The organism is Nocardia aurantia (genome assembly GCF_009604425.1).
Lineage (GTDB): Bacteria > Actinomycetota > Actinomycetes > Mycobacteriales > Mycobacteriaceae > Nocardia > Nocardia aurantia.
This window is the reverse complement of record NZ_WEGI01000009.1, coordinates 208,806-220,982: the sequence shown is the minus strand read 5'-3', so window position 1 is coordinate 220,982 and position 12,177 is coordinate 208,806. Positions and strand designations below refer to the sequence as shown.

General features: G+C 71.9%; 10 protein-coding genes. 2 read left to right on the top strand and 8 right to left on the bottom strand.

From position 1 onward, the window contains the following. The 6 genes from NRB56_RS21135 to NRB56_RS21105 form a co-directional block, all read right to left on the bottom strand. The gene (locus NRB56_RS21135; RefSeq protein ID WP_319943301.1) at positions 1-531 is read right to left on the bottom strand and encodes a gamma carbonic anhydrase family protein; all 531 of its coding nucleotides are present in this window, start codon (positions 529-531) and stop codon (positions 1-3) included. Positions 532-751: 220 nt separating this feature from the next. Further along, positions 752-1,681, bottom strand: coding sequence for an ESX secretion-associated protein EspG (locus tag NRB56_RS39150; protein WP_319943300.1), 930 nt, complete (start codon positions 1,679-1,681; stop codon positions 752-754). A gap of 30 nt (positions 1,682-1,711) precedes the next feature. Next, complete coding sequence (locus tag NRB56_RS21120) at positions 1,712-2,971, bottom strand: PPE domain-containing protein (protein WP_153344797.1); 1,260 nt, start codon at positions 2,969-2,971, stop codon at positions 1,712-1,714. Then, complete coding sequence (locus tag NRB56_RS21115) at positions 2,964-3,392, bottom strand: type VII secretion target (protein ID WP_319943299.1); 429 nt, start codon at positions 3,390-3,392, stop codon at positions 2,964-2,966. Before NRB56_RS21115 ends, NRB56_RS21120 begins: the two co-directional genes overlap by 8 nt. Positions 3,393-3,419: 27 nt before the next feature. Continuing rightward, entirely contained in the window at positions 3,420-4,043 is a 624-nt protein-coding gene (locus NRB56_RS21110) for an alpha/beta hydrolase (protein ID WP_153344795.1), read from the bottom strand. A 124-nt stretch (positions 4,044-4,167) separates the two neighbouring features. Further along, entirely contained in the window at positions 4,168-4,992 is an 825-nt protein-coding gene (locus NRB56_RS21105) for a class I SAM-dependent methyltransferase (RefSeq protein WP_319943298.1), read from the bottom strand. Positions 4,993-5,186: 194 nt separating this feature from the next. Here NRB56_RS21105 and NRB56_RS21100 point away from each other — a divergent pair, with 194 nt between their 5' ends. Next, positions 5,187-9,248 (top strand): bifunctional RecB family nuclease/DEAD/DEAH box helicase, encoded by a 4,062-nt coding sequence (locus tag NRB56_RS21100; RefSeq protein ID WP_153344793.1) that lies wholly within the window; start codon positions 5,187-5,189, stop codon positions 9,246-9,248. A 32-nt stretch (positions 9,249-9,280) separates the two neighbouring features. Here NRB56_RS21100 and NRB56_RS21095 read toward each other — a convergent pair whose 3' ends face one another. Both NRB56_RS21095 and NRB56_RS21090 read right to left on the bottom strand, forming a co-directional pair. After that, positions 9,281-10,453, bottom strand: a complete 1,173-nt coding sequence (locus tag NRB56_RS21095; RefSeq protein WP_406603516.1) for an alanine racemase — start codon at positions 10,451-10,453, stop codon at positions 9,281-9,283. A 64-nt stretch (positions 10,454-10,517) separates the two neighbouring features. Then, complete coding sequence (locus tag NRB56_RS21090) at positions 10,518-10,994, bottom strand: TetR family transcriptional regulator (RefSeq protein WP_153344791.1); 477 nt, start codon at positions 10,992-10,994, stop codon at positions 10,518-10,520. 433 nt (positions 10,995-11,427) lie between these two features. On the opposite strand from NRB56_RS21090, the gene NRB56_RS21085 reads away from it, so the two are divergent. Further along, on the top strand, positions 11,428-12,177 hold the full coding sequence (locus tag NRB56_RS21085) for a tyrosine-protein phosphatase (RefSeq protein ID WP_319943296.1): 750 nt from the start codon (positions 11,428-11,430) through the stop codon (positions 12,175-12,177).

The following is a 12,177-nucleotide window of genomic DNA, read 5'->3' as shown; positions in this document are numbered from 1 at the left end:
TCAGCGTTGAACCTCGACGATGGTCTCCCGGTGCCGCTGGGCCAGTTCCGCGTAGGCGACCGGGTTCACCCGGACCCACAACTCCGCGCTCGATCCGGCGATCGGCTTCTTGACCTTGGCCGGGCTGCCTGCCGCGAGCACGCCGTCGGGGATCTCGGCGCCCGGGGGCACCAGGGAATCGGCCGCGATCATCGAACCGGCGCCGATGCGGGCGCCGTCCAGGACCGTCGCCGCGTTGCCGACGACCGTCGACTCGCCGACGCTCGCGCCGTGCAGCATCACGCTGTGCGCGATGGTGGCGCCGGCGCCGATCTCGACCGGCACGTCCGGGGCGGTGTGGATGACGGCGTTGTCCTGCACGTTCGACCGCTCCCGCAGGATGATCGGGGCGAAATCGGCGCGTAGGACCGCGCCGTACCAGACCGATGCCCCGGCCTCTACCCGGACGTCGCCGACCAGGGTCGCGGTGGGCGCGATGAACGCCGTGGGGTCGACCTGCGGGCGTTTACCCTCGAATTCGTACAGTGGCACGAGATCACCGTACGGCGCAGTGCCGGTCCCGTCCACGACCTGCCTTGGCGCGGTGCGTAATTCGTGCCGGCGGCACGGTGCGTAATTCGCGCCACCGGCACCGTGCCCGATTCGCGCCACCGGCACCGTGCCCGATTCGCGCCGGCGGCACCGTGCCCGAGCGCCACCGGCACGGTGCCCGATTCGCCACCGGCGTGGTGCGTGATTCGCGCCGCCGGCCTCAGCGTTCGATGTGCTCGGCCACCAGCCGGTCCGCGACCGTGCGTTCGGCCGCGGCGATCATCGGGCGCAGGGCCTCGGTGAAGGTTTCGGCGGTGACCGGGACGATGTCGACCTCGGCGCGGGTGCGGACCGTGTATCGGCCGTCGTCGGCAACGTCGATCCAGCACAGCACCCCGATCGGCTGGGGTTCCGCGGGCGGGTCGCCGAATCTCCCGGGCGACTCACCGCTGAATCTTCCATGCGATCCACCGCCGAATTTCCCTGGCGACTCGCCGCCGAATTTCCCTGGTGTCCCACCGCCGAACCTCCCAGACGGCCCGCCGCCGAATTTCCCTGGCGGCCCGCCGCCGTGGCCCATCCGCACCGACACCACGATCTGGCCGATTCCGTCCCGGGGCTGCCGCAGCAACCGGCGCATCATCGCCGAGGTGGTGGGGCCGGAGACCGGCACGGTCACCAGATCGCGGCTGTCCTCCCGCACTCGTTCGACCGGAGCCGTGTACCGGGGGCCGGTGCCGGCGGGGTATTCCGGTAGGAGTGAGACCACCCGGGCCGCCAGGGCGGTGGCGTGGCCGGCGAACACCCGGATGTCGTCGCCGCGATCGGGGCGCATGTGCGGCCGCTGCGCGGCGACCACCATCACCTCACCGGACACCGTGCCCAGGATCCGGACCGGCAACGCGCGGTCGCCGTGCCCCTGTTCGCCGTACACCTCCACCCGGATCGCCGGGTGGGCCAGCACCCGCAGTGTCGCTCGCAGATCCGGGTCCAGTGCGTGGTCGCGCCACTCGATCAGCTCCGGTAGTTGCGCGGCCCGCTCGTCGCTGTCGCGGGCGCTCGACCGCACGGCCAGCGGATAGGGGATCCGGTCACCGCCGGTGTGCTCCCAGGCCAGCGCGAACCGGTCGGGGGTCAGGGTCCATTTCACGAGCGCGGACCCGGTCGGCAGATCCCGTGGTCACTCATCCCCGGACCATTCGCCCAGTACCGCCGGCGTGGTCGGATCGAATTCGCCGACCAATTCCGTACCGGGGTCGGGTGGTTCGAGGAAGGTGAGGTCGTCGTCGTAGAACTCGTCCTCGTCCTCCTCCTCGTACGGGAGCGGCCGGATCGCCGCCGCGCCCCCGGCGGGCCGGACGAGGTCACCGGAGCCGTAGACGCCGCCGGCCAGGCCGCCGATGATGCCCGCCGCCGCGCCGTCGACCCCGGCGACGGTGTTCGCCGGGCCGGATTCGCCACGGCGGTCCCGCTTTTCGCGGTCGCGCTGGGTGTCGGAGGTCCGGGTGCGGATCGGGGCGGCCGCGCCGGCGGCGGGCGCCGGCGGCGGCGTCGTGCCGGTGTCGAGCCGGACCGATTGCGCCGCAATCGGTTCGGTGTGCCGGGCGCCGGGCGCCACCGTGGGGTCCGGGACGACTGCCGCCGGCGCGGTCGACGGCCCGGCGCCGGATGCCGGACCGGGACCCGGCGCGGCGTGGCCCTCGGCCGTGCGGAGATCGCCTTCCGGCGAGGTGTTTTCGGTCCGGTGCCGCTCCGCCGGAGCGGGGGCCGGCGCGGATGCCGGAACGGCGGCCGGCGTGGCCGCGATCGAGGACGACGCGGAACCGTCCGCACCCGAGCCGGTTTCGGACGGCGCGGCCGCGGCCGGTACGGGGTACAGGCCGGTGTCGTCGAAGGCGGGCACCCCGTTACCGGTCGGCAGGAACACTCCGACATAGACCGTGTTCATCACCCGCACGGCCTCCTGGCGGACATCCTCGGCCGCCTTCTGCCCGGCCACGTTGGTGACCGCGCGGCGCGGATCCAGCAGGGCGCCTTCGAGATCCGGGCGGACGGGCGGCGGTTGCGAGACCGCGGAACGCAGGGTCTCCGCCGCGTCGTTGGCCGCACCGAGCCGGTGCCCCACCTCGGCCAGCACATCGGACAGATGCCGGCCGAGATCCTCGAACGCGCGCACCGCCTCGGCGGCCGTGTTCGCCGCACGACCACGCCAGCCCTCGGCCGCGGCGCCGCGAATCTCCGCGTGCGCCTGCTCGACCGCCTCCGCCACGGCCGCCGCCGCACCCTGCCAGGCCTGCCGCCCGGCCGTCAGCACGGACGGATCCAGTTGTGCCACACCGTGCCGGATGTCCTCGTAGGCCAGATTCTCGAAAACCTCGACGGTGGGCGCGTAATCGGGGTCGGTCCGGTCGGTGGTACCGGGACCGCTGATCTTATGCATGCGCTATCCCCGCCTCGTCCGAGGTGAAATCCGTTGCGGCGCCCAGACGCCCGAGGGCGGTGGCCATCGCGGTGTCGTGGTCGGCGTAGGCGGCGGCACCGGCGCGCAGGGTCTGCGCCAGCCGGCGCGCGGCATCGGCGTAGTCCTGCAACCGATCCGCGGCCTGCACCGCCTTCTCCTCGAAGCCGTGCCGCAAGGCGGCGCCGGAGCCGAAGCCGCCGAAACCCGGCAGCGACACCGCCGTTCGCACGGTATGGATCTGCGCCTCGATCTGGTCGGCGAGTTCGTCGTAGCGATGGGCGCAGCGCTCCATGGTGCCGTCGGCGACGAGCATTCCGTCGACCCACAGCTCACCGTCGCCGACCGCGCGGGTCAGCGCCGCGACATCGTTGCGCAGACTCCCGGGCTCCTGTGATCGCACCGGTCCCCCTTGTTCGTCGGGCTCACCTCATCGGCGCCGCACCGGCTGCGCCACCACGACGTCCCGAATCCATTCGATGATATCGGCGGTCACCTGGGCATGCACGGGTTCGTGGAGCAGATCGTGGCCGGCGTCGGCGTACTCGCGGAACCTGGCCAGCGGCTGCTGCTCCGTCCAGCCCCGCACCGGCTCGATGGGCGCGCGCCGGTCGTCGGAGCCGTGCAGGATCAGCGCCGGGACGCCTTCCTGCATGTCGGGAACCACGACGGTCGCCCGCTCCGGGACCCCGGAGACCACCACGCCCGCGCAGGCGAACCGGCCGTACAGCGCGGTGCCGGCGCCGAGCGAATGCCCCACCACGACCAACGGTAGTTCCGGCCGGGCGGATCGGATCAGGTCGAGCAGTTGCTGGGCGTCGATCGCGAGATCGTCCACCACACCGGGTGATTCGGGATCGCCCTCGCTGAGCCCCTGGCCCGCGGTGTCCAGTCCCCACACCTCGAATCCCGCCGCGCCGAGCGCGCGGGCGAAGCGATGATAGTGACCCGTGTGCTGGCCGATTCCCGGCAGCAGTGCGACCACCACGTCCGGATCCTCGACCGCCCACCGCCGATAATGCATCCGGCCACGGGCACCCTCGAAAAACGGCATTACCAACTATCCTTTCGAAGCCGTTTGTTGCGCCGAACATCATCCGGCGTTCAACCCCCCGTCGCCAACCCCAGCCGTATCGGGACCGCGACGAGCTCGAGGGGCGCGACCGGTCCGGCCGGCCTCAGCCGCCGAGTCGCGCGCGAACCAGTTGCGGGCCCGCGGTCGCGGTCGGCGGCCGTCCCAGGTAACGCTGCGCGAGCGCCACCGCGGGGACGTTTTCCATCACACGGAATCCGTTGTCCCGCAACAGTTCCGAGACATCATCCGGAGTGAAGAAGCTGATCCAGCGTTCACCGATCGCGGCCAGCCGGCGATCCCGCGCCGCGGCCGCGGCCTGCTGCTCCGGGGTCGGATCCGGCCGTGGCAGACCGTAGTCGAAGACCACCTCGCTGCCGCCGGCGAGCCGGCCGAGCGCGCGAAGTGTGTCGGAGATCGCGTCGGCGGTGAGGTACACGGTGACCCCGAGCCAGATCACGAACACCGGACTGCCCTCGTCGAGACCGGCTGCGGGCAGGGCCAGTTCGAGTGCGTCGCGCTCGAAATCGACCGGTACGTACGTGACCGACGCCGGTACCTCGATACCCGTGGCCGCGAGTCGCTGCCGCTTCCATTCCTGGGTGGCCGGATGATCGACCTCGAACACCCGCAGCCCCGGGAACGGGTTGCGGTAGGCGAAGGTGTCCAGGCCGGCGCCCAGCACCACCACTTGACCGACACCCGCCGTGACCGCCTCGGCCAGCGCGTCCTCGGCGAACCGGGACCGCGCCGCGATGAACAGGCGCATCCGGCGGCGGGCATCCTCGTCGAGATACTCACCCGCCGCACCGTCGCCGGCGATGACCCGGGCCAGCGGATCACGGAAGACCGCACCGCGCTCGAGTTCCTGATGGTCCGCGCGATACCGTGCGGCGCTGTAGGCGGTTCGGCTCGGTTCTCCGGTCTGCACGGGCACTCCTTTTGCTACGCTCGGCCAGAGCCTACCGACATCCCGCCGCGTTCGCGGCCGCTACCGACGCGCGGTGGCGACACACCCCCCGCGCGCCACGCCGTGCGACCTCGACTGATTACGCTGGTCGCGACCGTCGCACGCCAGGGTGCGCAGGCCGCGTGCGGGTGTCCGAACACAGGAGGCCGCGAGTGATGCTGTTCGGTGATCGGGTCGTGTGCACCGCCGGTGATCTGGCGGCCGCGGCCCGATGCGAGTTCGCGCTGTTGCGCGCGCTCGACGCCGAAGTGGGCCCGATGCCGTCGGGCCCCGCGGTCGTCCCCGCAGCGATCGAACCACCAGAACTATCGGACAGCGAACTTTTCGGCACCGACCACAGCGGCGACGCCGACCGCGTGATCCGCATCGCGCCGCCGGCATCCGGTTCCCCCGGCGACATCGTCGCCGCGCGCCTCGATGCCCACCGCCGCACGCTCGCCGCCCTGCGCGCCGGCGCCGATGTCGTCCTCGGCGCGACCTTCCTGGACGGCGATTTCGTCGCCACCGCCACCGCTCTGGTCCGAGTCCCGGCCACCGGCCCGCATCAGATCCACCCACCCGGGCCGACCCCGGGCCCCGGGTCGTCGCTCGACGTACCGTACGACCGGGCCGACCGAACCCTGGACAGTGACGGAACCGACAGCGCGCCACCGATAGCAGAGACCGGCGCGACAGGCGGAATCGGCAGCGCGCCAGCGATGACCGAGACCAGCGCGACAGGCGGAACCGGCAGCGCGCCACCGGCGGCCGAGACCGGCGTGACAGGCGAAGTCGGCACCGCGCCACCAATAGCCGACAGCGGGATGGGCGATCATCCGGCAATCGACTCCGCCGTGGGGTCGATCGCCGCAGACAGGACAGCCGCCCCCGACGAGGAGGCCCGCGCCCACGCGGGCCCGAGCGCACCGGCCCGGCCGCACGCCCGGTCCGTCGCGACCAACCCGCCGGAACCGGCCGGACGGTCGCTGTCTGATGCCGGCTCGTTCCCGGCGGCCGACCCCCGGATGCGCTTTGCGCATACCGACCGGACGGATGGTGAGGCGCCCGCGCCGAACCGGGACTACGGATCCGACGTTCCCGGTGCGCGCCCGGATCGCGAGGCGACGCATCCGGCGCAGGGGATGTTCGAGGTGCCCGGGATGCCGGCCGAGGCGGAAACCGGCCGGATCGACGGGCAGTGGACGATGTCGATGCTGGTCGGCGACGGGGACGCCGTGGATCGGATCATCGACGGAGATGCGCTGGGAGCCAACGCTTCCGGAGATTTCGGTTACCTCGGCCGACCGTTCGAGGAGCCCGCGGCGGACGACGGCGCGCACGACGGGGATCGCTATCTGCTGTACGCGGCGGTGCGCGGCGACGGCGAGGTGGCCGCGCTGATCGAGCTGGCCGCGTGCGCGGACATGTTGCGGCGCAACGGTTTCGTCGCCGATCCGGAGGCCCGGCTGGTGCTGCCGGACGGCACCCGGCGCGGCCGGCCGCTGGATCGGGCGGCGACGGTGTACGCCGCGCGCCGGCGCCGGCTGGAACGCATCATCGGCGAGAAGCAGAACGAGCTGCTGCCGGTGCAGTGGGGTGATCGCCGCTACCTGGCGTGCGGGCGGTGCCCGACCTGCACCGCCGAACTGCTGGCCGGACGGGATCTGCTGCTGGTGGCCGGTATGCGGCCGGCGGTCCGGGCACAGTTACGGGCGGCCGGGATCACCACGGTCGAGCGGCTGGCCGCCGCCGACGGGACCGTCACCCGCGTCGCGGCGCACACCTTCGGGGCGCTGCGGCGGCAGGCCGAATTGCAGGTGCAGCGGGAACGGACCGGCCACGCGGCCTACACGGTGACCGACGCGAACGCCCTCGGCGCCCTACCGGAACCCTCGGCCGGGGACGTCTTCCTCACCGTCGCGGGATCCTCGGTCGGCGTCGGCGTGCTCGCCGCGCACACCCCGGAGGGCGGTTCACCCGCGCTGCTGTTCCATCCGTTCGATGTGTACGACGATCCGGCGACGTTGCCGCACTTCCTGATCGATCGCCGGCAACGGCATCCCGGACTGCGGATCTACCACTACCGCAGCGAGGCCCGGCGGCTGCTGACGGAGCTGTCGGCCCGCTACGGCGCCGACGAGGACGACACCGCCGAATTACTGGGCGTGCTGGTCGATCTGTATCCGGTGCTGCGCACCGCGACGATCATCGGTCAGCGGTCCTACGATCTGCCGGCTGTGGTCACGCACCTCGCCGGGGCAGCCGGGCCGGCCGGCGACGATCCCGAATCCGACTGCGCCCGGCTGCGGTGGTTGCGCGGCTGGCTCGGCGAACTGGCTGCGGCGCATCGTATTCCGCTGGGAAACGCGCCGGCCGATCCGGTGGCCGAACCGGTGCCCGCCGTCGAAGCCGCACTGCGCGAATTCGCGCTGTCCACCGGGCCGGACGACGGCACGGATCGGGCGCCGGGCCGCCGGGCGGCCGCGCTGATGGCGGCGGTGCTCGGTTACCACCGGCGGGAGCGGCAACCGCTGCACTGGTCGCACGCCGACCGGCTGCACGGTCCGGTCGACGAATGGGACGACGCCCCAGGGGTTCTCGTGTCCGACTGGGGCAGTGTCGACACCAAGTGGCACAGCACCGGCCGGCCGCCGATGCGCCGCTACCTGACTCTCACCGGCCGGCTCGGCACCGGTAGCACCCCGTCGCCGGGTTCGCCGGTGCTGACCCTCTACGACCGTCCCGCGCCCGGGATGCGCACCGAACCCGGGCGTCGTGCCGCGGCCCGCGCCACCATTCTCGGCTGTGCCCTGGACGGCAATTTCGACGACGCCGTCCGGGTCGAGGAGCAGCTGCCCGCCGACTGCGAACCGTACGACGAACTGCCGGTCGCGATCGTGCCCGGTCCGCCCGGACGCGACGAGAACATCGCGGCCGCACTGGCTTTCACCGCCCATCAGCTGCTGGTCAACCTGCCGGAGGTGCCCGCCGGCGCGGCCTTCGACCTGTTGTGCCGGCGCCCGCCGCGGCGGCGTTCCGGCGGCGCGCTGCCGGAGGTGTTCGGCGATCACGCCGCCGCGATCACCGCCGCGGTCCTCGACCTCGACGATTCGTACCTGGCGGTGCAGGGGCCGTCCGGGACCGGCAAGACCGATACCGCGGCCCGGGTGATCGAACGACTGGTCACCCGGCACAAGTGGCGCGTCGGCGTGGTGGCGCAGACCCATTCGACGGTCGAACATCTCCTGGACGCGCTGGTGCGGGTCGGGGTGCTGCCGGAACTGGTGGCGAAATCGGAGGCGCAGGCGGTGGCGGCGGAGTGGCTGGCGATCGCGCCGGCACGCTACGCCCGATTCCTGGACAACGCGGTCAACGGCTGCGTGATCGGCGGCCTGCCGGGCGATTTCGCCGACGACGAGCGGGTCGCCGCCGGTGCGCTGGATCTGCTGGTGATCGCCGACGCCGGGGGTTTCCCGCTGGCCGACACCCTCGCGGTCGCCGCCGGAGCACGCAATCTGCTGCTGGTCGGCGATCCGGCGCCGTTGTCCGGCAACGGTATCCACCCCGAGCCGGTGCAGGAGTCGGCGCTGGGCCGGCTGGTCGGCGACGCGCCCACGCTGCCGGTGGAATTCGGCTACTTCCTGGATCGCAGCTGGCGGATGCATCCGCGGCTGTGCGGCCCGGTGTCGCGGCTGCGCTACGGCAATCGGCTGCGCTCGAACGAGATCGTCACGCTGGCACGCGATCTGGCGGGCGTACCGGCCGGGGTGCGGTCGGCGACGGTGCAGCACTACGGCAACAGCACCGAATCCGCCGAGGAGGCACGGGAAATCGTTCGGCGGGTACGCAACCTGCTCGGCCGGCCGTGGCGCCAGGGCGCGGTGACCCGGCGGCTGCATCCGCACGACATCCTGGTGATCGCGCCGTATCACGCGCAGGTGGCCCGCATCCGGACCATGTTGTCCCGCGCCCGCGTCGAGGACGTGCTCGTCGGTACCGCGGACCGGTTCCGCGGCCGGGAGGCGGCGGTGGTGCTGATCTCGATGACCACCTCCTCCCCCGCCGACGCGCCGCACGGCATCGATGCGCTGCTGTCGCGGCACTGGCTCACCGCGGCGGTCTCCCGGGCGATGTGGACCGCGGTGATCGTGCATTCGCCGCTGCTCGCGGAGCATCTGCCGGAGACACCGGAGCAGCTCGACGATCTCGCGGCCTTCCTGGAGCTGCCCGCGGGCTGAACCGGCAAGCGCGCCATAAGATTCCGCCGGGTCTAGCCGAAATTGCGTCCCTCGCCGCGATAGGTCGGCACCGCGGTGCGGCCGCCGTCCGCGTCGACGATGTGCACGGTGTCGAAGCGCTCGCAGAGCTCCCCGGCCTTGGCGTGCCGGAACCAGACCCGGTCACCGATCGTGGTCAGCGCGCCGGCGTTGCGCAACGGGGTCTGCACCTCGCCCGCACCCTCGGTGCCGACGAGCCGTAGCGCCTTGGGCCACACCGGTTTCGGCACCCGGGACGCGCCCGCGGGACCCGAGGCGATGTAGCCGCCCGAGTAGACGGTGGCGATACCCGGGGCCGGCAGCCGCAGCACCGGCTGCGCGAAGAACAACGCCGGACGTGGGTGGAAGCTGCGGTAGCCGTCGAACAGGGTGGGCGCGTACAGCCCGGACCCGGAGGTCACCTCGGTCACCTCGGGGTCGGCCACGCTGACCTCGACCGAACCGCTGCCGCCGCTGTTGACGATCTCGAGCGGGCCGGTCACCGACCGCACCGAGTCCAGCACCGCGCGGCGCCGGCCGCCGATCTCGGCCGCCGAGGCGCGCTTGACCAGCCGCACCGCGGGATTCGTATCGGGCAGCCCGGCGATCTGGGCCTCGTAGGTCATGACCCCGACGACATCGAATCCGCGGTCGACGGCCGCGCGGGCGAGCCGGGCCGCCTGGTCCGGGGTGCGGATCGGGGAACGGCGCACGCCGATGTGCACGCGGCCGATGCGCAGGGAGGCGTCGATGTCCAGGCAGACCCGCGGTCGCACCCGATCGGTGCCGACCGCGGCGCGGATCAGGTCCAGCTGGGCGATGTCGTCGATCATCAGCGTGACGGCGCCGAGCAGAGTGGCGTCGGCGCCGAGTTCGGCCAGCGCGGCGCGGTGCACGGTGGGATAGCCGAGGAGGACGTCGCGGGCGCCCTGGCGGACCAGCCAGATCGCCTCCGGTAGCGAATAGCCCATGATGCCGGCGAAGCCGCCGGCGGCGGTCAGCTCGTCGCCGAGCACCTCGGCGAGGACGGCGCGGCAGCGCACGGATTTGCTGGCCACCCGGATCGGCACCCCGCGAGCGCGGCGTACCAGGTCCGCGGCGTTGGCGCGCAGGGCGGCGAGGTCCAGCGCGGCCAGCGGCGGATCCAGATCGGCGGTCGCCGCGTGCAGGCCGGCGATCGTGGACACGTCTGTCACGAGTCCCACTGAAGCACGAAACTGGTCATGCGTCCAGTTGTGGGGATCGGGCGGGTCAGCGGTCGACGGCCTTGGCCGACAGGCAGGTCACCAGATCGTCGAAGACGACCAGCAGGGTCTCCTCGTCGTTGGTGGCCAGCCAGCGCAGGACCGCGCCCTGCATGACCGACAGGGAGTACGCGGCGATCGAATCGACCGGCTCCAGCCACTGGGTGGCCGAGCGCTCCGCGCACAGGTTCAGGAAGGCCACGGCCTCGGCGTCCATATCCCGGAATCGGGCCGTGATGGCCGGGTCCGAGAAACAGCTGCCGCGATTCTCCCAGCGCCGCCGTAACGCGGCGATCGTGGACTCGTAGCCGCGGATCTGCTTCTCCGGCGCGTCGGTGATCGACGGCCAGAACGCACTCACTCCGGCGTGGAGCAGCACTCGTAACGCCCTCGTGCCGGTGCAGTCGAGTGCTTCGGCCGCCTTCTCGACCGCGATTTCGATCGACGGCCGGGGCCGGGCGATCACTTCTCTGCTTGCACTCAACGATTACTCCCTCGGGCGGACAACTCTCGCGCGCTTACCTCTTTCGAAGCACTGGCTTGCCTGCGCATACCGGGCGACGGGCATCGATCTCCCTTGATCGCCCCGGTCGCCGACCCGGCCGACCCGTTCACCATCCGACAATGTTAACGATTTTTCTGGATTCGTGACCAGGATCGATGTCGATAACAGACCGTAAGAATGTTTCGTTACCTATTCGGTACGCTGCCGCGACCGACCGGAGACGCGATGTCCACATTCGCGGCCGGACCCACCGGCGTCACCTGGACAATCGTATGGAAGGCGGCAGGCTACCAGGCAGCCACCCCCCGTTCTGTGGCGTAGAACACACATCCCCGTGACCGGAGATCCGGTCGCGCCTATTGTTCCGGCCGACTACACCCGGTCGACACCGCCGGCGACCTAGCCTTGATCGGTGAGCCACGACCAGTTCCTCCTGTCCGGCACCTTCAACTTCCGCGATGTCGGCGGACTGCGCACCACCGACGGCGCGAAGGTGCGCAGTGGTGTGCTGCTGCGCTCGGCGCAGCTGACCCGGCTCGACGCCGACGGCCGGGCCACCCTGCGCAAACTGGACGTGGCCACCGTGCACGATCTGCGCGGTCCGGCGGAGATCGAGCATCTCGGCGCCGACTCGCTGCCCGACGGGGTGCGCCTGGTGGCGGCGCCGTTCGACCCGACCCTGGGGCAGACGCCCCCGCACGAGATCCCGCCGCAGGAGGTCCAGGTCGCCCCGCGCGACAGCCGCCACGAGATGCGGGAGGTGTATCGCTCCTTCCCGCTGATGCCGCTGGCCGGCGTGGCCATCACCGGTATCGCCGAATCCCTGGTCCGCGCGGACGGCGCGGTCCTGGTGCACTGCGCTGCGGGTAAGGACCGCACCGGCTGGGCGATCGCCACCCTGCTGCGCGCCGTCGGCGTCATCGAGGCCGCCACCGTCGAGGACTATCTGCGCAGCAATGCCGCGGTCGACGCGTTGCGCGAGGACGTCGCGCGCAACGGCGGCGGCAGCCTGCCGCTGGACATGCTCGGCGTCAGTGCCGATTACCTCACCGCCGCAACGGATTCCATGCAGACCCACTACGGCGATCTGGACGGCTATCTGGAGGCCATCGGCCTCACCGGGCAGTTGCGCACGGCACTGCGCGCACGCCTGGTGCGGTGA

Bases quoted from the DNA above. Each gene is read 5' to 3' on its own strand.
- NRB56_RS21100 (WP_153344793.1), top strand. From the start codon at position 5,187: ATGCTGTTCGGTGATCGGGTCGTGTGCACCGCCGGTGATCTGGCGGCC.
- NRB56_RS21120 (WP_153344797.1), bottom strand. From the start codon at position 2,971: ATGCATAAGATCAGCGGTCCCGGTACCACCGACCGGACCGACCCCGAT.
- NRB56_RS21110 (WP_153344795.1), bottom strand. From the start codon at position 4,043: ATGCCGTTTTTCGAGGGTGCCCGTGGCCGGATGCATTATCGGCGGTGG.